The 23,121-nt window shown below is 34.3% G+C and carries 26 protein-coding genes and 1 other RNA gene; 14 read left to right on the forward strand and 13 right to left on the reverse strand.

The features are described from left to right. Window positions 1-163: 163 nt before the first annotated feature. The 3 genes from CRO00_RS07620 (at window position 164) to CRO00_RS07630 (ending at window position 3,807) form a co-directional block, all read left to right on the forward strand. Entirely contained in the window at window positions 164-2,149 is a 1,986-nt protein-coding gene (locus CRO00_RS07620) for a sensor domain-containing diguanylate cyclase (protein WP_097073085.1), read from the forward strand. A gap of 136 nt (window positions 2,150-2,285) precedes the next feature. After that, window positions 2,286-3,512 (forward strand): MFS transporter, encoded by a 1,227-nt coding sequence (locus CRO00_RS07625; RefSeq protein WP_097073086.1) that lies wholly within the window; start codon window positions 2,286-2,288, stop codon window positions 3,510-3,512. Between the two features lie 97 nt (window positions 3,513-3,609). Then, a complete protein-coding gene (locus tag CRO00_RS07630; protein ID WP_097073087.1) occupies window positions 3,610-3,807 on the forward strand; it encodes a hypothetical protein in 198 nt (65 codons plus the stop codon). A 303-nt stretch (window positions 3,808-4,110) separates the two neighbouring features. Here the strand turns inward: CRO00_RS07630 and qoxD are convergent, their stop codons facing one another. The 5 genes from qoxD to CRO00_RS07655 all read right to left on the reverse strand — a co-directional run bounded on the left by qoxD (window position 4,111) and on the right by CRO00_RS07655 (window position 8,885). Then, entirely contained in the window at window positions 4,111-4,392 is a 282-nt protein-coding gene (gene qoxD, locus CRO00_RS07635; RefSeq protein WP_097073088.1) for a cytochrome aa3 quinol oxidase subunit IV, read from the reverse strand. A gap of 1 nt (window position 4,393) precedes the next feature. Continuing rightward, the gene (gene qoxC, locus CRO00_RS07640; protein WP_097073089.1) at window positions 4,394-4,990 is read right to left on the reverse strand and encodes a cytochrome aa3 quinol oxidase subunit III; all 597 of its coding nucleotides are present in this window, start codon (window positions 4,988-4,990) and stop codon (window positions 4,394-4,396) included. Then, complete coding sequence (qoxB, locus tag CRO00_RS07645; protein ID WP_097073090.1) at window positions 4,990-6,936, reverse strand: cytochrome aa3 quinol oxidase subunit I; 1,947 nt, start codon at window positions 6,934-6,936, stop codon at window positions 4,990-4,992. The genes qoxC and qoxB overlap by 1 nt, the downstream gene beginning before the upstream one ends. Before the next feature lie 62 nt (window positions 6,937-6,998). Further along, window positions 6,999-7,910, reverse strand: a complete 912-nt coding sequence (gene qoxA / locus CRO00_RS07650) for a cytochrome aa3 quinol oxidase subunit II (RefSeq protein ID WP_097073091.1) — start codon at window positions 7,908-7,910, stop codon at window positions 6,999-7,001. A gap of 498 nt (window positions 7,911-8,408) precedes the next feature. Further along, window positions 8,409-8,885, reverse strand: coding sequence for a DUF2231 domain-containing protein (locus CRO00_RS07655; protein WP_097073092.1), 477 nt, complete (start codon window positions 8,883-8,885; stop codon window positions 8,409-8,411). Window positions 8,886-9,526: 641 nt separating this feature from the next. On the opposite strand from CRO00_RS07655, the gene CRO00_RS07660 reads away from it, so the two are divergent. Continuing rightward, window positions 9,527-9,808 carry a hypothetical protein gene (locus CRO00_RS07660; RefSeq protein WP_097073093.1) on the forward strand — a complete coding sequence of 94 codons (282 nt, stop codon included), beginning with the start codon at window positions 9,527-9,529 and terminating at the stop codon, window positions 9,806-9,808. 330 nt (window positions 9,809-10,138) lie between these two features. Here the strand turns inward: CRO00_RS07660 and CRO00_RS07665 are convergent, their stop codons facing one another. The 3 genes from CRO00_RS07665 to CRO00_RS07675 all read right to left on the reverse strand — a co-directional run bounded on the left by CRO00_RS07665 (window position 10,139) and on the right by CRO00_RS07675 (window position 12,392). After that, window positions 10,139-11,089, reverse strand: a complete 951-nt coding sequence (locus CRO00_RS07665; protein WP_141396950.1) for a TRM11 family SAM-dependent methyltransferase — start codon at window positions 11,087-11,089, stop codon at window positions 10,139-10,141. Between the two features lie 11 nt (window positions 11,090-11,100). Further along, on the reverse strand, window positions 11,101-11,562 hold the full coding sequence (locus tag CRO00_RS07670) for a hypothetical protein (protein ID WP_097073094.1): 462 nt from the start codon (window positions 11,560-11,562) through the stop codon (window positions 11,101-11,103). A 230-nt stretch (window positions 11,563-11,792) separates the two neighbouring features. Continuing rightward, on the reverse strand, window positions 11,793-12,392 hold the full coding sequence (locus CRO00_RS07675; protein WP_097073095.1) for a methyltransferase: 600 nt from the start codon (window positions 12,390-12,392) through the stop codon (window positions 11,793-11,795). A gap of 77 nt (window positions 12,393-12,469) precedes the next feature. Between CRO00_RS07675 and CRO00_RS07680 the strand changes: the two genes are divergently transcribed. Beyond that, complete coding sequence (locus CRO00_RS07680) at window positions 12,470-13,240, forward strand: YqjF family protein (protein WP_161946630.1); 771 nt, start codon at window positions 12,470-12,472, stop codon at window positions 13,238-13,240. 24 nt (window positions 13,241-13,264) lie between these two features. Continuing rightward, a complete protein-coding gene (locus CRO00_RS07685) occupies window positions 13,265-13,612 on the forward strand; it encodes a YnfA family protein (RefSeq protein ID WP_202615641.1) in 348 nt (115 codons plus the stop codon). 43 nt (window positions 13,613-13,655) lie between these two features. Here the strand turns inward: CRO00_RS07685 and CRO00_RS07690 are convergent, their stop codons facing one another. Further along, window positions 13,656-15,401: a B12-binding domain-containing radical SAM protein gene (locus CRO00_RS07690; protein WP_097073098.1), complete on the reverse strand. Its 1,746-nt coding sequence runs from the start codon at window positions 15,399-15,401 to the stop codon at window positions 13,656-13,658. A 377-nt stretch (window positions 15,402-15,778) separates the two neighbouring features. Further along, window positions 15,779-15,940 (reverse strand): aspartyl-phosphate phosphatase Spo0E family protein, encoded by a 162-nt coding sequence (locus CRO00_RS07695; protein ID WP_097073099.1) that lies wholly within the window; start codon window positions 15,938-15,940, stop codon window positions 15,779-15,781. A 370-nt stretch (window positions 15,941-16,310) separates the two neighbouring features. Here CRO00_RS07695 and CRO00_RS07700 point away from each other — a divergent pair, with 370 nt between their 5' ends. Together CRO00_RS07700 and epsC are read left to right on the forward strand one after the other, a co-directional pair. Then, window positions 16,311-16,400, forward strand: coding sequence for a YfhE family protein (locus tag CRO00_RS07700; RefSeq protein WP_101918860.1), 90 nt, complete (start codon window positions 16,311-16,313; stop codon window positions 16,398-16,400). A 250-nt stretch (window positions 16,401-16,650) separates the two neighbouring features. Then, a complete protein-coding gene (gene epsC, locus CRO00_RS07705) occupies window positions 16,651-17,544 on the forward strand; it encodes a serine O-acetyltransferase EpsC (RefSeq protein WP_097073101.1) in 894 nt (297 codons plus the stop codon). Between the two features lie 56 nt (window positions 17,545-17,600). Here the strand turns inward: epsC and CRO00_RS19990 are convergent, their stop codons facing one another. Further along, window positions 17,601-17,753 (reverse strand): BH0509 family protein, encoded by a 153-nt coding sequence (locus CRO00_RS19990; RefSeq protein WP_141396947.1) that lies wholly within the window; start codon window positions 17,751-17,753, stop codon window positions 17,601-17,603. A gap of 189 nt (window positions 17,754-17,942) precedes the next feature. Here CRO00_RS19990 and ssrS point away from each other — a divergent pair. From ssrS to lepB, 4 genes are all read left to right on the forward strand, one after another. Next, window positions 17,943-18,133: non-coding RNA, 6S RNA (gene ssrS / locus CRO00_RS07710), on the forward strand. 144 nt (window positions 18,134-18,277) lie between these two features. Further along, the gene (locus CRO00_RS07715) at window positions 18,278-18,481 is read left to right on the forward strand and encodes an alpha/beta-type small acid-soluble spore protein (protein WP_097073102.1); all 204 of its coding nucleotides are present in this window, start codon (window positions 18,278-18,280) and stop codon (window positions 18,479-18,481) included. Between the two features lie 146 nt (window positions 18,482-18,627). Further along, entirely contained in the window at window positions 18,628-20,646 is a 2,019-nt protein-coding gene (locus CRO00_RS07720) for a metallophosphoesterase family protein (protein ID WP_097073103.1), read from the forward strand. A gap of 96 nt (window positions 20,647-20,742) precedes the next feature. Next, entirely contained in the window at window positions 20,743-21,318 is a 576-nt protein-coding gene (gene lepB, locus CRO00_RS07725) for a signal peptidase I (protein WP_337189409.1), read from the forward strand. A 58-nt stretch (window positions 21,319-21,376) separates the two neighbouring features. On the opposite strand, the gene CRO00_RS20100 is transcribed toward lepB, so the two are convergent. Next, on the reverse strand, window positions 21,377-21,517 hold the full coding sequence (locus CRO00_RS20100) for a hypothetical protein (RefSeq protein WP_161946631.1): 141 nt from the start codon (window positions 21,515-21,517) through the stop codon (window positions 21,377-21,379). Window positions 21,518-21,642: 125 nt separating this feature from the next. Between CRO00_RS20100 and CRO00_RS07730 the strand changes: the two genes are divergently transcribed. Further along, window positions 21,643-22,158, forward strand: a complete 516-nt coding sequence (locus tag CRO00_RS07730; RefSeq protein ID WP_097073105.1) for a hypothetical protein — start codon at window positions 21,643-21,645, stop codon at window positions 22,156-22,158. 88 nt (window positions 22,159-22,246) lie between these two features. Here CRO00_RS07730 and CRO00_RS07735 read toward each other — a convergent pair whose 3' ends face one another. Further along, window positions 22,247-22,441: a hypothetical protein gene (locus tag CRO00_RS07735; protein ID WP_097073106.1), complete on the reverse strand. Its 195-nt coding sequence runs from the start codon at window positions 22,439-22,441 to the stop codon at window positions 22,247-22,249. Window positions 22,442-22,717: 276 nt separating this feature from the next. On the opposite strand from CRO00_RS07735, the gene CRO00_RS07740 reads away from it, so the two are divergent. Beyond that, window positions 22,718-23,113, forward strand: a complete 396-nt coding sequence (locus tag CRO00_RS07740) for a PilZ domain-containing protein (RefSeq protein ID WP_097073107.1) — start codon at window positions 22,718-22,720, stop codon at window positions 23,111-23,113. Window positions 23,114-23,121 lie beyond the last annotated feature (8 nt).

A 23,121-nucleotide genomic window follows, 5' to 3' on the forward strand; every position in this document is an offset into this window, starting at 1 on the left:
GGAGTAGTTTTTTCATTTTGATAAATAATATACACTGTAAGTATTAGAGGTTAGTGTCATAGATTTGTTAAAAACCTTGCTCATATTGGAATTGTGTTTTGTATGTTTTTCCTATATTCTTAAGCAAGAAAGATTGAATTGTCGCAACGTAAGGGTGGAACCATTGTTTAATAGCATCTATAAATTATTTAAAATACCAAGCTTAAAGGGAAGATTGCGGTTTTGGTTTATTTGTTTTATTGTTCTATTTGTTTTCGCTGCATCTATCCCTTTTATTATTTTAGAAAAACAACAAAGAAGAGACGATGTAAAAATAGATCTTGAAAATATGTTAAATGTCCAACAACTTGCTATCGATACGTGGTTAAAAGAACGAATGATGACAATTCGCTCCCTTGCAGAACTTCCATCGATTAAAGGAAATGACTTGGAAAAAAGTATTGAAATATTCGATTCCTTTGATAAAAACCAAAACGAATTTGAAGGCATTGTTTTTGTAAATAGTAAAGGAATAACAGAAATTGATACTTCTGGTACGCCAGGTTTGGATGTTTCAGACCGTATTTATTTTGAACAAGCAAAGATTGGAAACTCATTTATTACAGATGTGATTATTGGAAAACAATCAAAAAAGCCTATAATTATCGTTTCAGCTCCTGTATATGATAAAAAAATGAATTTTCAAGGGCTTGTATTTGGTTCTGTTTCAATCAATACAGTTAATCAAGTTTTAAAGCAATTTCAAGATGGTAACCGAGAAACGTATTTAGTCGATCGAAACGGTATGATTATTACAGAGTCGAGACAGGGTACGATCGGGGAAAGAATTGAAACGGATATTTTCGAAAATGCCTTAAACGGAAAATACATTGATCAATTTTACAAAACTTCAAATGGTGATTCCGTAATGGGAAGTTATAAATGGGTTCATCATAATCAATGGCTCATCATTGGTGAAGTTAACAAAAAAACCATCTATCAACCTTTTTATAACATGGTGCTATATTTTGCTGGTATTATTTTCCTCCTAATCCTCATTGGTTATGTTTTAATGATTGCTGTCTCGAAAAAAATTGAACAACCGATACAAAGAGTATTAGATGGAACGAAGAGATTTAGTATAGGTGATTGGAGCTATCGTTTAGACCTTGAAACTTATCAACATGAAATAAGAGAGTTTCATGAACTAAGCGCAAATTTTAATAATATGGCGAGTGTTATTGAATCTCATATTGCTTCCATTGCGAAAAGTGAAGAACGGTTCCGTACAATTACCGAATATTCTAGTGATATGATTACGATTCACGATGCTAATGGAAATTATTTATATGTTTCCCCAGCAGGTAAAGAAATTTTGCAATATGATGACCATGAAATTCTAGGGCACGATAGTTATATTTTTATACATCCAGATGATCGGGAACAAATTGCAAAAAGCCATGAAAAATTATTAAAAGATGGATACGTTGTTTCGACCTACCGAATTAAAAGAAAAGACAATGAATACATCTGGTTTGAATCTTCTATTAAATTTATGAAAGAGCAAAATGAAGAAGATTCTCGAATATATACGATTTCTCGTAATATTACAGAAAGAAAGCTTGTAGAACAACAACTTAAAGAGGCGAACAAACTATTAAGAGAGTTATCAACGAAGGATGGTTTAACTGGTATTTGGAATCGTCGAAGTTTTGATGAACGAATTGAACTTGAGTGGGAAAAGGCTTGTGAAAACAACCAGCCATTATCTTTAATTATGTTAGATATTGATTTCTTTAAAGCTTATAACGATACATATGGTCACCAAAGAGGAGACGATTGTTTGAAAGAAGTGGCAAATGCAATCAGCAATGCATGCAAGCTTGATACGGTGTTTCGTTATGGAGGGGAGGAATTTGCAATGATTCTCCCTAAAATAAATGAAGGGAAAGCAAAAATCGTTGCTGAAAATACTAGGGAAATTGTTGAAAAGCTAAATATTCCTCATGTTGGTTCTAAAATTGAAAATCACGTTACAATTAGCTTAGGAACAGCAACCATCATCCCGACAAAATATGGCTCACCATTGCAATTAATTGAAGCTGCAGATAAAGCTCTTTATCAAGCAAAACAAGACGGTAGAAATTGTGTGAAAAGTTATTATCAATAAGAAATACTAGCGTTAATCCTTAATGTAAAAATTTTGGATTAACGCTTTTTTATTTAACCAATAATCATATTATGTAAACTAATTGTAGAAATTTACGACCTCTTTGCATATGTTACCTTTTAAGGAGAGGAATGCAATGGGGAAACAAGATAGTCGCTATCGATGGATAGTCCTTGTGGTGACCTTATTAGTGTACTTTTTAATTATTAGTCAAAGAACAGCACCGGGCGTTATAACAGATCAATTAATGATTGAATTTCAAGTTTCGGCGACCATTATCGGGTTAATGAGCAGTTTTCAATTTTTTGCCTATGCAGGGCTTCAAATTCCGATTGGGTTATTATCAGATCGGTATGGTCCGAACCTCTTTTTAATAATAGGGACTCTTCTTACGGGGCTTGGAAGTATAATGTATAGTTTTGCTGACAATAGTTTTCTTTTAATTTTTTCAAGACTTATCGTTGGAACTGGGGACGCAATGATTTTTGTCAATTTAATTTCAATTTTAAGTCAATGGTTTCGAACAAAAGAATTTGTCAAATTAATGGGGTTCGTATCTCTTGTAGCAAGTTTAGGGTTGTTAACAGCAACACTACCACTCTCAACGTGGATTGAATTTTCAGGTTGGAGAACACCATTTCTAATCATTGGCACTATTATTGTTTTATCGGCTATTCTTTTATATTTTGTTTTAGTAAAAAAAACTCAGCAATTGTTGTTAGATGAGATTCATAAGGAAAAAAGGGGGAGCGTTAAGGATGTAGTAAAAAAAACATTTTCAACACGCCAAGCTTGGGCCACATTTTTTTGTCACTTCGGGATTTTTGGCACCTATATCGGGTTTATCGGGTCTTGGGGTGTTCCATATGGCATCCATGTATTTGACCTGTCATTATCAAATGCAAGTCAATTAATGATGGTTGGTCTTTTTGGTGCAATTATTGGTGGCTTTCTCATTAGCTGGATCACGAGAAGACAAGATTCAATTAAGAAGGTTTATCGTTTTTTTCATTTACTTGTGTTTCTTAGTTGGCTCATGATATTTCTGTCTGGAACGAAACCTCCTATTATTGTAATCATTTTTCTATTCTTTTTAATTGGGCTTGGAAACGGGGTTAGTGCATTAACGTTTGCCGTAGTAAGAAAAACTTTTTCACAAAATGAAGTAGGGGTCGTCTCAGGATTTGCCAATACAGGCGGGTTTTTAAGTGCAGTTCTATTACCGATGTTGTTCGGAAAAGTAATCGATTTCTTTCCAACAGACGAAATGCACATAGCCCTTCATCATTCCTTGATTATCCCACTAACATTTTCATTCGTTGGATTAGTTGGAGTTTTGATGATTCGCGAGGAAACAATTTAAATAAATAACATAGTGTTGTGACTTTTCTGTGAACTCTTTTCATATAGTAGTAACAAGCAAGACTTTATGAAAGAGAGAAAACAGGGAGTGACCGAAGATGTTCAATTTTTTTAGATACCTTGCTGCAACTGTTGCCATTAGTGGGGTTGTTCTTCTTGTTTTAAGTTTTTTTGTAAGCGTTTCAATATGGTTTGGGATTGAATTAGTCAAAAGCGGGATATTTCTATATATGTTCGGTTTATTTATGCAGCTGTTTGAACACGAAAGTACTGAGAGAGCAGCTGAGGAGACTTAAATATTTTTGGCATTAGTAAAAAAAGAGCCAGACGAAATGTAGGGCACTGAAAAAGTCGATTTTAATAAATTTTTATAATAAAAATACGCTCAGATCTTTTAGGAAGTGGGATTCACGAAGACTCCTACGGGAACAGCTTGAGCTGAAGACCCCGCAGGAGCTTGCGACGAGGAGGCTGAAGCCAAGCCCGTGGAAAGCGAAGTGAATCCCACCTTCTATTTAGAAGCAAATAATTACTATAAATTTTTATCGGTATTTAGTTTTTCAGTGGCTTCGACGAAATGTCTGAGCTCTTTTTGGTATTTACATATCCCATAATAAAATTAATAAGGATCCAAATACGGTTACGATTGCAATAATTGCACCGTAGAAAATTGTTGTATAGATGGATTTACCATCTTTTGATTCACCAGCATGCATAAATACAACGAGCTGTAAAAATGCTTGGATGAACGCAGTAACTAGTAAAACTGTCATACCTACTGTAAATGACATATCTGTGTAATACACGAATAAGGCAATGACAGTTAAAATGAGTGAAAAGACAAAGCCCATTACCTGTTTAGCAGGGAATAATTCTTTCATATTACATCATTCCTTTCAGATAGATGAAGCTGAAAATAAAGATCCAAACAACATCTAAGAAATGCCAGTACAGTGAGAAAATAAATGCTTTATTCGCATTTTGTGGTGTAAGTCCACGTTTAATTACTTGAATGATTATAAATGTTCCCCAGAATAACCCTAATGTAACGTGGGCACCATGCGTTCCTAATGTTGTCATCAAAGCAGCTGTGAAAGCACTTGTTTGATATGTTGCGCCAACATGGTAGTAATGCATAAATTCATAAATTTCTACTCCAAGGAATCCTAAACCTAGCAGAAGGGTAATGCCAAAAAACGTAAGCATGGCGTTTTTACGGCCTAGTCTCATGGCATGTATACCAAGACCAATCGTAAAACTACTTGTTAAAAGCACGAATGTTTCAATTAACACAGGAGTAATTTCAAAAATTTCTGCAGGAGTTGGCCCAGTTCCTGTACGACCTGCTAATGTGAAATAGGCTGTGAAAAGTGTGGCAAACAGCATAATTTCAGCACCAAGGAATACCCAGAAACCTAATATATTTAATTGATTTTGATCAGTGCTATATTCTAAAGGTTGTGTGTGATCGATCTTCATTATTTAGCACCTCCCAAGAATTCTTCAGTTTCTTCAATTTCTTTCACATGGATATGGTAACCGTGATCTTGTTCGAATGAACGTAGACCCATACAGATGAAAATGCCGATTAGCGCAATGACTGCTGGTACCCATAAAGCAAAGACAAATGAGAATCCTGCAACAAAGAAGATAGCACTCATAACAAACGGTACACCGCTGTTATTTGGCATATGAATTTCTTCATATTCACCTTTGAATAATTGATGTCCTTTTTTCTTAGAATCCCAGAATGTTTCACTTGAACTGATTTGTGGCATTCTAGCAAAGTTATAAACAGGAACTGGTGTATGTGTTGCCCATTCTAAAGAGCGAGCATCCCAAGGGTCACTACCAATATTACGTGGTGAGTTTTTGAAACTATAATAGATGTTCCAAACAATTGTGATGAAACCAATTGCCATTAATGCAGCACCGACAAAGGATACCATATTTAATGGACCAAAGCCTGTAGATTCAGAATATGTGTAAATACGACGTGCTTGCCCGTCTAAACCAGTAATATACATAGGGAAGAAGGCCAGTACGAAACCGATTGATAATAACCAGAAAGTGGATTTACCAATTTTCTCATTTAACATAAAACCAAAGAATTTAGGCCAGTAATACGTTAAACCAGCTAACATCGCGAATACTACACCAGGAATAATCGCGTTGTGGAAGTGAGCTACCAAGAACATTGTATTATGGTATTGATAGTCCGCGGCACTCATCGCAAGCATAACCCCTGTTACCCCACCAATTGTAAAGAGCGGGATGAATCCGATTGAGTACAGCATCGGAACGGTAAAGCGTATTTTCCCTTTCCACATAGTAAATAGCCAGTTGAAAATCTTAACCCCGGTTGGAACAGCAATCGCCATTGTTGTAACGGAGAAAATACTGTTTGTTAAAGCACCTTGACCCATTGTGAAGAAATGGTGCGTCCATACTAAGAACGATAATAGGGAAATGAGAACCATCGATGCAACCATGGATTTATACCCATAAAGGTTACGGCCTGAGAACGTTGAAATAATCTCACTATATAAACCAAATGCAGGCAAGATTAAAATATACACTTCCGGATGTCCCCAAACCCAGAAGAAGTTTGCCCAAAGCATGTCCATACCACCATTACCAGTAGTAAAGAAATTTGTACCAAATAAGCGGTCAGTTGTTCCCATTAATAACGCAACAGTTAATACTGGGAATGCGAATACGATAATGACGTTTGCGATAAACGCAGACCATGTAAACATTGGCATTTTCATTAAAGTCATGCCAGGAGCACGCATTTTTAAGATTGTCGTAATCATGTTAATACCAGTCATTAATGAACCGATACCAGAAATTTGGATGGCAATCATGTAGTAGTTCGTACCAACTGATGTACTAAAATCATTTCCTGCAAGAGGGAAGTAAGAAGTCCAACCAGCGTCAGGAGAACCACCAACGACGAATGAAATATTAAATAACATTGCACCAAAGAAGAATAGCCAGAAGCTAAGTGCATTTAATCGAGGGAATGCTACGTCGCGAGCCCCAATCTGTAAAGGTACAAGTAAGTTCATAAAGGCAAAGATAAACGGCATTGCCATGAAGATAATCATTACAACCCCGTGAGTTGTAAAAATTTCATTATAATGTTGTGCATCTAGAAGTTTTGCTTCCGGTGTCGCAAGTTGTGCACGCATCATAATGGCATCTGCGCCACCACGGAAAAGCATGAGGATGGCAGAGAGTAAATACATTATCCCGATTTTTTTATGATCAACCGTCGTTAACCATTCACGCCATAAATAACCCCATTTTTTAAAATATGTTAAACCAACAACAATTGCGATGGATACTAGTGCAATCGCAACCATTGAAGCGTAAATTGCTGGACTTGGATGAGGGATGGCGAATCGTTGAAAGAATTCCATTCCATATATCTCCTTTCAAGAGAAATTACTAATCTATTAATCTCAAGTGTAATAAGAAACAATTAGTGATTATTGTGATTTGTTTCTTCGTGTGTTTCATGTTGTTCATGTCCAGATAAATCTTCTTTTGTTTCATTTTGTGAACTATGGTTATGTTCAGGAGCAGGGCTAAATTCCAAGTGTGTTCCAGTAAATGTCATTTGACCAAGGTGACCAGGGTCAAGTAATTCTTCAAATTCATCTTCAGTAAGAGGTTCTGCTGTTTCATGTACTTCTTCAACCCACTCATCGAAATCTTCTTGAGTCATTGCAGTAACGTTGAATGTATTTTCAGCAAATCCTTTACCACTAAAGTTCGCATTACGTCCTATAAATTCACCCGGTGCGTCAGCTGCTAAATGAAGTGTCGTAACCATGTCAGCCATGGCATATTTTTGACCACCAAGTTGTGGAATCCAGAAACTTGTAATGGACCCAAAAGAATAAAGTTTGAATTCTAATGGTCTATCTGATGGGATATATAAATAGTTCACTGTTTCAATTCCTTGTTCAGGATAGCTAAAATGCCATTTCCAATCAGATGATGAAGCATAAATAACTAAAGGTTCTTGATCTTCATAAGCTTCAGGAGTTGCTTCTACAATATAGTTACTTTTTACAGATACAAATGAAAGAAAGGCAACAATTAACACTGGAATACCAACACAAATTGCTTCTACCCAAATGTTCCCCTCGATATGTGGAGGTTCATAATCTTCAGGTAGTTTTGATGCGCGATATTTCCATAAAACATAAGCCAAAATTACCATAACAACGATTACAATCACTGCCATAACACCAATTGACAGCATAATGTCACTAGCTTGTCGTGCTGCTTGTGGACCTTTAGGATCTAAAACTAATAATGGTTCACATCCTGTTAGAAAAACTACAAGGGCTGTTAATGAAGCTAATAGTGACCACTTTCTTTTCATAAAGATGCTCCTTTCTTGTCTCGAGCAAATTCGTCATGTAAGACCGTTCTCGAAAACTTTATGCAAACTTATTTTATATAAGATCAAGAAAGATAGATACATTTCCACTATGTATATAGTGTTTAATTCACAATTTGTTCACTAAAATTATATAAAGTTGTCGAAAATAAAAGCGGTTTCACAAATTATTCATTAGTTGAAATTTTGGAAGGTGCTAATAGTTGATTTTTTGGGAAAATGATATATAAAAATAACGAATTTTGATCCTGTTTACTCTATTTTAGAAGTGGGTTTTATAGATATAAGGGGGAAATATACAAAAGTGGTTTATGAAATGATTATTTATACAATAATAAATGAGATTACTGTTTCTATATACTAGAATAACATATTTAAGTTAGAAAAATAAGTGTATTTATAGAAAAAGAGTGAATATTCGAAGGTTTATTAAGATAAAAATACTCGGCTTGAAGTAAAATAAGCCGAGCATATGCAAGTTTAGTCTTGGAAATCCACTTCAATTAATGGTGAAGGTTGGTTATAAACAACTTGTCCTCCTAGATGACCTGTAATTACTAATGCTGTAATTCCAAAAATACATAATAACACAATTAATATAGAAGAAACTCCTTTCATAATAGACCCTTTTGACCAATGGATTCTTTTAAAAATAGCGTGCTTAAAAATTAATTTTAATACTAAAAGGATTGAAAATAACAACAGCGATAATCCCGCATAAAATTCATGTAATTCAATCGTATCATGAACAGATTTACCCCAAGTATTTTCTGCAAAATGTTCTGCATTTTCCCCACTTAAATAACTTCCAACTCCTGTAACGATACCGATAATCATTAAAAACGTGCCGAATTTATTCAGCGTCTCTCTCTTGGCAAAAACATTTACTACTTCAATAATGGCTGCAACAAAAAGTAAAGCAATTGGAAAATGAACAACTAATGGATGTAATAGCATAAGATCATCTATCTCCTTTTTTATTTTTAACGTTTACGTGGAAACTGAAATTAATCTGAAATTAATCTTTGTTTATTAAATTTTTACAAAAAAATTTACTATGAAAGTAGAAATTTCATGAAATACAAAAAGAATAAAGATGGGAATGAGGAGCGAACACAGGCTAAGAGTTCGGGATTTGTGAAATTGAAGATACAAGGTCGCACATTAATCTAATATACACTTCCATTAGACAGCATCGCTTTTTTTAATAATGTTCAAAAGATTATCCGACTCTTATATACATAGAATAATTTTTCTCCAACGCACCAAAATAAAGAAATCTTTTAATTAATACACGCAAAATTTAATAAACAAATTGCAAAATTAATTCACTTAATTTGCTAAAAATAATTGTATTGAAATCTTATTTTGATATAATTAACAAATCGAAAAATATTTATCATACAGTGTAGAAAAATTGTAGATTAATAGGTATAGTTAAAAAGTCAGTATTTAATTCATTGGGTCATCGTAACAACATATTTTAACGGTTGTTTTCATTGCTCAGTAATTATAGGGTATACTTTTAATATATCTATGATGGTACAAAAAGGGTAAGTTTTTAACCCATTACAAGACAGTTTTATTGGAGGTTTAATATGAATTACAGAATTACAAACAAAGCAGTATTTGAACAAGCTCAAGTACGTTCTGTAGCGGATGTGGCTTTTACAGAAGAAGAACTTCAAAATGGAATGAGACTAGCTGTAAGTAAAGCAGATCCAACGTTAGAATTGTATTTAATTGACGTAGATGGTCAGAAGAAATTCGATGTACGTTGGGACGATTCTTCTGAAGTTTTCGTTGGTTGGTTCTCAGCTTGGGACAATTTTGTTTGGTGTTTAAACACTGCAGAAAAAGAAAAGCAAACTGAAAATTAAAAAGTTTAACCGAAAGCAAATGAACATTGTTTTCGGTTTTTTGTTTGTTTTTAATTAAAAATAGCCCCCAAATATGGGAGCCACTGAAAAACTAAATACCGATAAAAATTTATAGTAATTATTTGCTTCTAAATAGAAGGTGGGATTCACTTCGCTTTCCACGGGCTTGGCTTCAGCCTCCTCGTCGCAAGCTCCTGCGGGGTCTTCAGCTCAAGCTGTTCCCGTAGGAGTCTTCGTGAATCCCACTTCCTAAAAGATCTGAGCGTATTTTTATTATAAAAATTTATTAAAATCGACTTTTTCAGTGCCCTCCAAATATGGGAGCTTTGATTATTCGCATAACAGAATTTGTCTTTCAAATTGCGCTTTTCTAGCAATACATCGATCTTTGATAATAAAACCTGCCGCATGTACAAATTCATCAATCGGTTCTACTGTAACAAAAACGACCCTATCCGCAATTCTGCGAGCGTTTTTAATAAGATCTAATTGTTCATCATCGGTAATATGTGAATAGATGTTGTATGGTAAGTCAACAATTGCAACATCATAATGTTCTGTTACTTCTGAAATTGGACCCTTAGTTATGTCACCATGAATACCGAAGTAAGCGATATTTTCTCTTGCTCCTACACAAACAAGGGGGCTAATATCTCGTCCTACAATATTAATCCCCATCGACAGTGCTTCAACTACTACTGTTCCAATGCCACAACAAGGGTCGATTACGCGTAGGTTTTCTGGTTTTGGGGCTGCAATATTTGCAACAGCTCGAGCAACTCGAGTACTTAGTGCTGTGGAATAACTTTTAGGCTTATGTACATGTTGTCGCCATACGGATTCACTTTTTTCATAAAGTCCAAAATACCAACGTTCACCTAATAAAAGGATCCCAAAAATCTGATTGGGATGATCCAATTCTGGTTCACCGATAATATTTAATCCCACTTCACGTTCAATTTTTCGACGTTCTGGGTGAGGAATCTTTTTCGTATTACCAATTTCAAACTGATTTAAGTTGATTACTTTAAAAGTGGAACTTACTTGTACATTTTTGGCGTAATTCGAAATCTCTTGAAGATTGTTACTGTCAAATAAAACTTCAAGTCGTCCCTCAATAAAAGGGCTACGACTTGGGTCCACTTTAACATCGCTTATTAAATAGTTCGATTGGGAATCGAAACCAAAAAATGAACGCATCTCCATTCTACAAAGATCATGTTCATCTTCGTGGTGTACATACGTATAAATATATGTACAGTGCTTTTGTTCGTTACTCAGGTCTTCTCGCCTCAATTCTCGTTGTTTTGCTCGATGGCATTTAGTAAATTACTTACAAAATTAATTGTGATAGATAGCACTTCTTCAATCATCATATTTTCTTGGAAACCTTCCATCAAATCAATTGGAATATTTAAATCCCATAGTCCGTCTTCTCCGGAAAACATAGCACTGAAATTTTTAATTTCTGATCCATGTAAGTTTTCATTTAAGTATGTTTTAATTGTAGATGCATGTTTCTTTTGAACTTTTAATCCGAATAACACCATGTACGTTTTAAAAACATCATCTAATTCCAATGAAAGTGATTCTGCTTTGATTGTCTCGAAAGTTGGAGATTCGATATAGAGAAATTCATTTTGGTGTTGCTTTAAATAAGAAATCGGTTTATTTAAAAATTCCGCATTTTGTTCTGACAATGTTTCTTCTGTCTCTTTATCACAAAGTTCAATATACACATCAATTAGTTCCATTTTTACAGCCTCCTTTAAGTTAGTATATCCTTTTATACAATAAAAAATAGACAGACCAAGAAGGCTGCCTAATTATTGATTATAGCACATGAATGGTTTTTTTAAAAAAGAACTTGCGCATTAGAATATATTATTCTATAATAATAAACAGAATACAAGCGATTCGAATGAACAACCGTTTCCGTTAGGTGCTGGTACCACTTAACATGAGGAAACGGTTTTTCTTTTGTCTAAAATAGGTTCAAACGATAAATTAAAAATTGTTCGTAAGGGTTTTTTTCGTATAAATTCGGTAAATTGACTTCTTTTACTAATTCAAAGGTAGTGCTGTTCTCTAAAAAATATCGATAATCATTTGAAGCGTAATATAAAATGATGTCCACTTCACGGGGATTTTCTTCTACAGAGCGCAAAATATTATTTACTACTTTCATAAATACTTGAACTGAAAATGGATTGAAGAAATAAAATTTGTTCTGTTGTGCTTCGATTTTATATTTTTCAGCATAACAATTAACAAAATGGATTTGACCCGAATTAAATTGATAGCTTTTTAAGTTGTGTGAAGCTTCGTTTAAAAATTGTTGATTCATCTCAATTCCAACACAAGATGTATGAAATAAATAATTTGTAAAAAAATTCAAACGTCCTTTCCCACATCCAAAATCCACGATTGTGTCACTGCAATTGATTGTATAGTGTTTAAATAATTCTTCTAATGCACTGTATGGTGTGGGTTCGTATGGGTGGTAATAGACGGAATTATTCACTTCCGCAATAGTTTCGCGTGTATTGATATTTAATATTTTATCGTAATAACTTTCTTTCACAAAAATATCCTCGTTTCTAGTCGAAATCTATTTCAATTATACATCAAATGTGTAACTTCAATTGTGTTCTGGCAAAGATGAGTAGTACAAAAGCTAAAGTGAGGGACAATATGGTGATAAATCGTACCACTTACGAAAGTCGTAAATTTGAGTTGCCGAAAATACCTTGGATGTTGAAACAAACTTGGGAAAATTCATTATTTATTCATTACCCTGTGAAAAAGGAACTCCTTGAACAGTTAATCCCTTTGGAACTTTCCGTGGATACATTTAATGGGGTAGGGTGGGTGACCATTGTACCTTACTATATCCGTGATCAACGTGGGAAGGGTATGCCCCCAGTTCCGGGTATAAGTGAATTTCCAGGGTATAATTTACGAACCTATGTAAAAGGAAATGGAAAACCAGGTGTTTATTTCTTTTACCTAGCAGCAGCAAATATTGTTGCGGCAAGACTAGCAAAAACTTTTTTTCGGTTACCTTATAAGTTTGAAAAGATGAAAATGTCGAAGGGAAATGAAGGAGTTCATTTTGAATCAAATTATTTGAAATGTCAATACGAGCAAGTGAACAACCCATTTTCTCCTAAGAAGGGGTCATTAGATGAATGGTTGCTTGAAAGATATTGTCTTTATACAGTGAGTAAAGGTGTTGTTTTTCAATGTAATATTGTCCATCCATCATGGGTTTTATATGAGGCAAATGTTGAATTTCACCATAATACATTCCTTTCAAAATATAAAATTGAACCACTTTGGGACAAACCGGTGTTGCATTTTTCCAAAAGGGCAGAAGTGAACATCTGGCCGCTAGTTCCAGTGAAAATGAATGAACACTTTTCCTCTTAATTAAATTCAAGTAAGCTAAATGAAATGGATTTAAAGGAAGTGTTTTATTTGGTTTATGCAGCTCTATTATTTATTCTAGCAGGCATCGCTGAGATTGGTGGCGGCTATTTAATTTGGTTATGGCTACGGGAAGGGAAGCCTTTTTATTGGGGCGTATTTGGAGGACTAGCATTAGCAATTTATGGCGTAATTGCTACTTTCCAAACTTTCCCGTCATTTGGTAGGGTGTATGCAGCATATGGCGGTGTATTTATCGTGTTATCGGTGTTATGGGGTTGGGGCGTCGATAAAAAAACTCCGGATTTATACGATTGGGTTGGGGCGGCAATCTGTTTAGTTGGGGTTGCTGTGATGTTAATGCCGCGCTCATAATCATAAAAGGCTTGATTCATAAATTTGAATCAAGCCTTTCATATTAAACAGATTCTAACTGTAATGTCGCGAAAATTGGCGTGCTGCCGTTACGGAAATACGTTAATAAAACGCCATCTTTTGCTACAATTTCACCGTTTGTAAATTCATGATAATCAATAGCAAATGGAACGAGAAGAGAATGTTTATAAAATTCTTTTTCTGTTACATTCATTTGTGCAAACTCATCACCTGCTAACGATGGGTTGTCTTTTAACATCGTGAAAATCGCTTTCTGATCGCTTTGAGAAACACGTTCATGCCACCATAGTTTTCGTGGTTGGAATTGTTGTTTTGATAAATAATCTAGTTGCATTAAGCTTCGTACAACCGGTAGATTGATGTGTTTTTGCGTTGCTAAAAATTCTTCAAGTCTTTTAAATAAATCTTCAAGTTGATGTCCGATTCGAGACCAACCTTTTTCTTCCCAATACGTGCCGAAGTTTTGGAAGAAATCAAATGGTGTTTCAAACCCTTGCGTAACTAAATATTCAATTGTGTTGTCCATTCGGTGGTCGTTCCAATACTTTTCGAGAACGTCTTCTGCATGTTTAATACGAATGATTTCATCAAAGGTTAGGACATTGTTTGCGAAAATTTCGTAGGGTGCAACATCCACATACGTATAGCCGTATTTTTTTGCTTCAATACGAAGTCCAGTTCCGCGCAATAATTTTAGGAAACCAAGTTGTAATTCTTCTGGTCGCATTGCAAACACATCATTAAATGTTTGACGGAAGCTGTTGTAATCTTCTTCTGGTAAACCTGCAATTAAATCTAAATGTTGGTCGATCTTGCCGCCTTCTTTTACCATCGTCACGGTACGTTTTAATTTTTCAAAGTTTTGGCGACGTTTTACCAGTTCATTTGTTAAGTCATTTGTAGATTGTACACCAATTTCAAAGCGGAATAGTCCTTTTGGTGCGTTGTCATTTAAAAATTGAATCACTTCCGGACGCATAATATCAGCTGTAATTTCAAATTGGAATACAACACCTGTCACATGTTCATCAATTAAAAATTGGAACATCTCCATTGCGTAACTGCGGCTAATGTTAAAGGTACGGTCGACGAATTTGATTGTTTTTGCGCCATTTGCCATCAAATAGCGGATATCGTCTTTAATTTTTTCCCGATTAAAGTAACGAACACCTACTTCAATGGAAGAAAGGCAAAATTGACAACTAAATGGGCAACCGCGACTAGTTTCGATATATTGAATACGTTTCCCTAAGTGAGGGCGGTCTTCTTCAAAGCGGAATGGACTTGGCAATTCGCGTAAATCGATTTTAGCTGGTTGAGCATGAATTTTTACATGGCCATCTTGTAAATAACAAATCCCTGGTACTTCTTCAAGGGGAATTTCTCCGTGAAAATGTTGAAGTAACTTTTTAAAAGATAATTCACCCTCACCCATCACGATGTAGTCGATTTCTTCAACACGGCGCAACCATTCGTGAACATCATAAGAAACTTCTGGACCTCCAAGCACAATTTTAATGTCAGGCGCAACCGCACGTAGCATTCGAATAACACGTATGGTTTCTTCAATGTTCCAAATGTAACAGCTAAAGCCGATAACATCTGGTTTGTATTGGTATAAATCTGAAACAATATTGAAAGAAGGATCTTTAATGGTATATTCAACAATTGTTGGGTTAAACTCAGGTTGAGCAGCAGCTTTTAAACAACGAAGGGCAAGGTTTGTATGGATATATTTCGCATTAAGCGTTGTTAAGACAATATTCATTAAGTAGTAGTTCTCCTTTTTATCTACACAGTACTTCAACTTATGATTGTAGCAGTATTATTGGTTTTCTGCCACTTACATAGAAGGATTAAATAAAAAACATCCCGCTAATGTTGAGGGCACTGAAAAAGTCGATTTTAATAAATTTTTATAATAAAAATACGCTCAGATCTTTTAGGAAGTGGGATTCACGAAGACTCCTACGGGAACAGCTTGAGCTGAAGACCCCGCAGGAGCTTGCGACGAGGAGGCTGAAGCCAAGCCCGTGGAAAGCGAAGTGAATCCCACCTTCTATTTAGAAGCAAATAATTACTATAAATTTTTATCGGTATTTAGTTTTTCAGTGGCTTCCTAATGTTCGCGAGATGCTTTTTTCCTTAAACAATTTTACTATATTTATTTAATAACAGATCTAATTCTTGACTAAAATTTACCACATCTGGGTGTGTAAAACCTAATAAGTTTGCCTTTTTATACATGCTTTTTCTTTTGAGTTCGATTTGTAGTATAAGTGTTTTTTTAATTATGAAATTGATCATATATACTCCTTCTCTTCTCATTATTGTATGACATCAATTAGTAGTTCTGTTTGTATTATAAAACATCAAAATTAAAAATGTTGTCGTTTTATTTCAAATGTTACAAAAAGATTAAATTTATTTAAAATGTAGTAATAATCGTATTTTTAGAGAAAAGTTGGAAATTTGCGGTAAAAATGTTTAGCTAAAAAGAAAAGGTTTTAGCGGAATTTGATGGGAAATGTAAAATTATGGTGAAAACTTTTTTATTTCCTTTACTTTCAATATTCAAATTAGAATAGCAGCTCGTTGAATGGCAAAACTAATGGGGATTACATTTTAAAGGGGAGTGTTGAAGTTGAAGAACAAACAGCCACATCAACAGTTAACGGTGCAAGATAACCAGTTAACGAAAACACAAGAAGTTTTATACCAAAAGGATTTTAAACGAGCAGACAGAGCAAGAGGGAAAAAACGATAATTAATTAGTAATTCGCAATCTTATGAGGGAAACTCTAAGGTTGCGTTTTTATTTGTAAAACTGTACTTGTATAACAATCACTTACATATTCTAGCGTGTAGTAAACTGATTTTTGAAGAACTCTAGTACTTTTTTTAATTTGAAATCAGAAAATTAGCGAAAATCTTCGAAATCTTATAAACTGTATTCTAAATTAATTGAAAAGGATAAGTTATTTGGTAAAATAATAATTTATAAGGGGGAAGCTATAGTGAAGTTAAACGAATGGTTAAACAATGAAATTCCTAATATTGCAAAAACGCTTGTAGATGTTCATAAAGATTATTTTTCAATTGAGAAATCGATTGGGTTTGAAGGGCAAGAAACAATTTATAAAATTCTTCAAAATTTCCGTTCTGCTCTTTTCCCATGTTTATGTGATAAATATTCAAGCGATAATACCCGAATTAATGTTAGTATTGGCAATAACTTAAGAAAATCTGCATTAGATTTAAGTGAGTTAATTGGAAAAGTTCTTGTAAATGAAAATGCTTTGAATGAAACAGATGCAAAAAGAAAAGCAGAAGAAATTGTGATGAATCTGATCAATAAGTTTCCTGAGATCCGCAAAACTTTACAAACGGATATTCAAGCAGCTTATGATGGAGACCCTGCAACAACATCAACGGAAGAAATCCTTTTTAGTTATCCGTCAATTCAAGCAATAAGCATACATAGAATTGCTCACGAATTATATAAATTAAATGTACCAATCATACCGAGAATTATGTCTGAATACGCCCATGGTTTAACGGGTATCGACATTCACCCTGGTGCTTCCATTGGAGAATACTTCTTTATTGACCATGGTACTGGTGTAGTCATTGGTGAAACATGTACAATTGGTAAAAATGTGAAAATTTATCAAGGTGTAACGTTAGGTGCAAAAAGCTTCCCATTAGATGAAAATGGCAATCCGATTAAAGGGATTAAACGCCATCCAAACATTGAAGATAATGTTGTAATATATGCAGGTGCAACAATCCTTGGTGGAGATACAACAATTGGTCAAAATTCAGTGATTGGTGGGAACATTTGGTTAACTCAATCTGTTCCTGAAAATTCAAAAGTGTACAATTCTCAGCCATTACCAAATATTAAATAATACATTAAAAGACTACCCGAAATTGGGTAGTCTTATTATATGAAGAGGAATAAGTATTAAAAGTCACTTTCCATTTCTAATCTTTGGTAAGCAAATTCGTAAGTTGCCTCTAACACTCGGTCACTAATATTCATTAGTTCACTCGGATTTACGCCAAAGTAAGTTACTAAAAAATGCACCATGTTTTGTCGCTCTTTTTCAGTAATCATGTAATTTATACACCCTCCTAATTATTATATAACAAATATATGTTGTTTCAATCTGATGTATAACAGATAAAAGCCTAACATCTTCAAATATTTCATTAAATGGCTGGACTTTTTTCCAAAAACAAATGGTTGACTATTTTCATATAACACACTTACTTGCACAATATAATAAATTTCAGTAATATAACATTAAAGCTGCGTTGTACGTAGAATATTAAGTTTTAACCTTTAAGCTGTAAAAGGGAGTTTTAGATTGAAGATGAAATGGCGAGCGTCACACAATTTGTGCATGACGATATACAGGAAATCTTTTGCGAACACCCACTTTGAGGAGTGGTGGTTTAAAACTTTCTATCAACTTACGGCAAAGCGGCTTACACCTATACATAATAATGTACTCTTACTAAATGGTGAGGGTGCTTTTTTTTTGCCAAAAATTTCTTCGTTTAAGAAATCAATTTTAAACTAAACTATAAAAACACTGATAAATCAATCAGTGAATTACTCTAAAGGAGGCAATCAATATGGCAAACAGTAATAACAATAATAAGTTATTAGTATCTGGTGCACAAAACGCATTAGATCAAATGAAGTATGAAATTGCATCAGAATTTGGAGTACATCTTGGGCCAGATGCATCAGCTCGTGCAAATGGTTCAGTAGGTGGAGAAATCACAAAACGCCTTGTACAAATGGCGGAAAGTCAATTACGTGGTACACAACAATAGTGTAAGATTTACAAATAAATATTAAGTGAAATCAAATGGGAAACCCGGTTAATTGGGTTTCCTTTTTATTTGCATTCTCCTCTTTCACACACATTAGGCTTTTCGCATATGGTAAGAAAAGTTTACATGATGGGGTGGAGGAAAAGATGGCAACTTTATTTCCTGCTCTATTAGCTGGTCCAATTGTTCGAAAGGTTGAACCTTCACAAATTGTTATTTGGTTGGCGACAAGTAATGATTTTGATATAAAGGGGGACCTCTTTAAAATCGTACCCAATAATCGAACAACGCATTATACGAAGATTAAGACCGAGTCAGCGAAACAAACGATACCCTTTGGCGAAAATCTAATATTTCATTTGCTTAAAATAACCCCACGAAAAAACCTTTTTCCTACAGAACAACTAATCGGCTATAACATTACCTTCTCAAACGGTACAGAATCCTTCAATTTATCTGATTTAGGTCTTCTCTCCCACGGAAATGAAAATAGTATTGTCTACGATTCCTTAAAGTATCCTAGCTTTTATATCCCACATAAAGAACGAGCATCATTTTTATTTGGTTCTTGTCATAAACTTCATGGTGATGGAGAAGATACATTAATAAAAGGCGACGATTTTTTAAGCGAAAATACGACGAATTTATCTCATCGGCCGCAAGCTTTATTCTTAATGGGCGATCAAATCTATGCAGATGATGTAGCACATCCAATATCCCGCTCAATCCATTATTTTTGTAAGGAATTAATGGGCGTTAATGAAGATTTAACGATGATAGATCAAAGGCTCGATAATTCGTCTTTGCATAAAATTAATGGTAGAAAGAAAATTATGAAGCAACTTGCAAAATTCACTTCTAGAAATGCAGCGAATCATCTAATTGAATTTGGTGAATATGCGGCGATGTATTTAATGTCCTGGAGTCCTGTTTTATGGGAAATTGCAGATAACGAAAAGTTATTCATATCCTTTGATGGGTTAGAAAATGACCATCTCCATTTATTTTCTAAAAGTGAAAAGTTGAGGAAAATAGAAAAAGGGCGAATTCAAAAGCGTTATGAAGAACAAGAAAAAATCATTCAAAAGTGCCGTGGGGATAGTTATAAAATTAGAAGGTTATTCGCAAATATCCCAACCTATATGATTTTTGATGATCATGACATTACGGATGATTGGAATATTAATAAAGAGTGGAAAGAAGAAGTTAATGAATCGCCACTCGGAAAACATGTGATTTCAAATGGATTATCCGCCTATTGGGCATTCCAAGGGTGGGGGAATAATCCAGAAAACTTTTCTGAAGAATTTACAACTTGTATGAAAAATTATTTTCAATCTATACAGAATGGGAACATGATGGAGCATCATCAAACTTGGATTGAACTGTTATCGAAACATCAACCATGGCATTTTGTTGCACCTACAAGTCCAAAAACAGTCTTTCTTGATACGCGTACGTTACGGGAATATGAAGATAAGCCAGTGACACAGCCAAAAGATGATTCTACATTTCCACCACAGCTTGTCAACGAAACAGAGTATGAGGTGATTAGTCATCAGTTACAGAATAGTGGATGGGTGTATGGGAGCCCTTTAATCATTGTTTCGCCAACTCCTGTCATCGGATTTGACATGATAGAAAATTTAGTTGCACAATTTGTTATTCCATTAGAGATGTTCGGTGTCAACGTGGAAACTGTATTTGATGTGGAAGCGTGGAGGTACAATGGAAAAGGCCTCACCAATTTGTTAACTAGATTAACAAAATGGAACCCAAATCCTTGTATCATTTTATCTGGGGATGTTCACTATGGTTTTTCAGTTAACTCAACCTTTACATTCCCTAAAAACCAACAATTAAAAATAAAACAAATTACGTCAAGTCCTCAAAAAAACTTGAGTTTCAATAATATGGGGATTGTTGTGGAAATCTTTTCTTCCATCGACCAGTTGCTAAAACAAAACCCATCTATCTTCCGTTATTGTGATTCTTTTTATAAAATTCATCAAGAAGAACCGAAAGACATTCCAAATAAAAAAATTCGTTGGGTAGAACAATTAAGTTATGACCAAGTGGATGGGTATTCAATTATTGAGACAGAGAATCATATAGGATTGTTGGTTGTAACTCCAAATGAAATATCAAGTTCTTTTTTAAAATGAGAACAGAAAACCTTTATCTCATGCCTCTGAAACTATAGAAAAATTGGAACTTTTTATGTATCCTAGACGTAAGTAACTATGATAATATGAATCGAGGTGTCTAGATTGGAACAAAAAACAGAAAAAAATGAATTAATAGAATGGGTAAAGGCGATTATCATTGGAGTAATTATCGCATGGGCAGTTCCATTTTTCTTATTTATGCCGACACAAGTACAAGGCGCTTCGATGATGCCAACCTTTGAAGATGGAGACAAAGTTGTTGTAAATAAAATTGGACCAAAGTTAACAGAGTATAACCGATTTGATGTCATTGTTTTTAAAGCAACGGAAACAGATAATTATATTAAACGTATTATTGGACTTCCGGGAGACAAAATTGCTTATAAAGATGATGTACTTTACATTAACGGTGAAAAATTCGATGAACCATATTTAGAAGATTTTAAAAATGAATTAATCGATAGCGGAACGTTAACACAAGATTTTGCTCTAGAGGAAATTCTAAATGAATCTGTTGTACCTGAAGGACATTTTTTCGTCTTAGGGGATAATCGACGTTATAGCCGAGATAGCCGTGATCCGAATCTTGGATTTATCTCACAAGAGCGAGTGTTAGGAACAGTTGATGTGAGAGTATGGCCATTAAATCACCTTGGCTTAATTCATTAAATAGTGTTTGCGCCCACGTATTTTCGTGGGCGTTTTGTAATTGCTAATTTACTTTAAACTAATCATTAATTTTATTATCTTGATACTCGATTTTTTTAAGTGCTCGTTCAAAATTCAATTCTTGAGAAATTTCTTCTCGACTATTCTTCTTTACCGGCTTTTTCATTTTTCGCACAGAGTTTCTGCCATGTTTTTTCATTTTTGTTCACCTCCGTACTATATTTTGTCCAGCTTTAGAAAAGAAATGCCCACTTTCCTTTTGTTTTCAAAAGCCCTCACAACTCCTTTCATACTTTCATTTAATATGGAAAGGGAGGCGAAGAAATGGGTGAACAGCAATTTTCAAATAAAAATATAAACAATGACAATAAACAAAATCAAATTGAAAGTGAGGTTATACTCGACCGCAATTCCCTTATTATTAGCCAAACTTTTACTGTCAATGCCATTGTTGGAGCTGAACAAAAATTAGTTATTGAAGAGATTGTAATGGAAGAAGTGGATGACGAAGAAGAGTCCACAGTATCTGAGCATGAGGTGGAAATTGAAATTGAAATTGCTGATACTACAATTCGCCAAGATTATACACTTATTTATGCAGCACCAGCAACCCCAATGCGTTCCCCAATATTAATGACAATTATTGCCCGAAACTTATCAGAAAATGATGTGTTAGTAAGTATTGAGGACGAACATGATGTCATTGCAGAAGAAGTTGTTCCTGCCAATTCAGAACTTGCGTTAACTGCTCAACATGCGAATCTTGTTAGGGCGTTGGCATTAGCGGAAAGTCAAGTTCAATTTGTCATAAGCGTTTTTCACCCAATTAATTCGATTTAGCTTACTTGAAGGCACTTTGAAATGGTGCTTTTTATTTTACATCATAAAAAAGTAGACCCCATTGTTAAGGAATCTACTTCGTTAAACGTTATGCTCGTCCATTTTCTTTTGTAAAATCGTTTTCCATCATCACGATAAACAAACCAATAATAAAGAGGAATACACTGCCTTTTACCATTTCAATTCCGATCCAATGAGAGATTTCTGTGAAAAAGCTTAATCCGAATAGAGCTAGTCCAATTGTTAGAATCGATGCACATAAGGTAATAAAAAATTTATACATGTTGAAAACCTCCTTGAGTTTGTTATCTAATTAACAATATTGTAACATAAAGTTCTTAAAATGTTCACATTTTATTCAATTAAATGACACAATTACAAAAAACAAACCATATGAACTATAGTTTTGTTAAATTTATACATACTCTTACGTTTTGAAACTATGATTATATAGTGTTCATTTTTTTGCCTTTGAATATTGATTGAATTTCATATTACTAACCATTAAAATAGGTTAAAAGTATGACAATAGTAAAAAATAGTGAGCGAGGGCTATTATATGAAGTATCGTAGAGAAGAAGCGTTTCGATTTGCTTTTGGTGAGCCAGTGGATGCTTTATTTCATATTATTAAATTAGATGACAAACCCGTGACGTCTTCTCCTGGAAAAGCGAAAATATTAGATGTGAGTCCTGAGGGGTTAAGAATTAGTTCGGAGTTGAATATTCCAGATATTACATCTAAGACAATTACTTTAACAATTGCATTTACTATCAATGACACATCTTTTAATCTTGATGGGATTATCGTTTGGAAAAAGATGATTGGGAACATTACCAGCTATGGAATTAAGTTGGATTTAAAAGAACAACATGTAAAAGTAAAATTGATTGAAGAATTAAAGGTTTATTCAAAAAAGCATATTAACAACAATAAAAAAGGGAAGTCAATTTGAATTCGTTA

It is taken from the genome of Ureibacillus xyleni (assembly GCF_900217795.1).
In the GTDB taxonomy this organism is placed as follows: Bacteria; Bacillota; Bacilli; order Bacillales_A; family Planococcaceae; genus Ureibacillus; species Ureibacillus xyleni.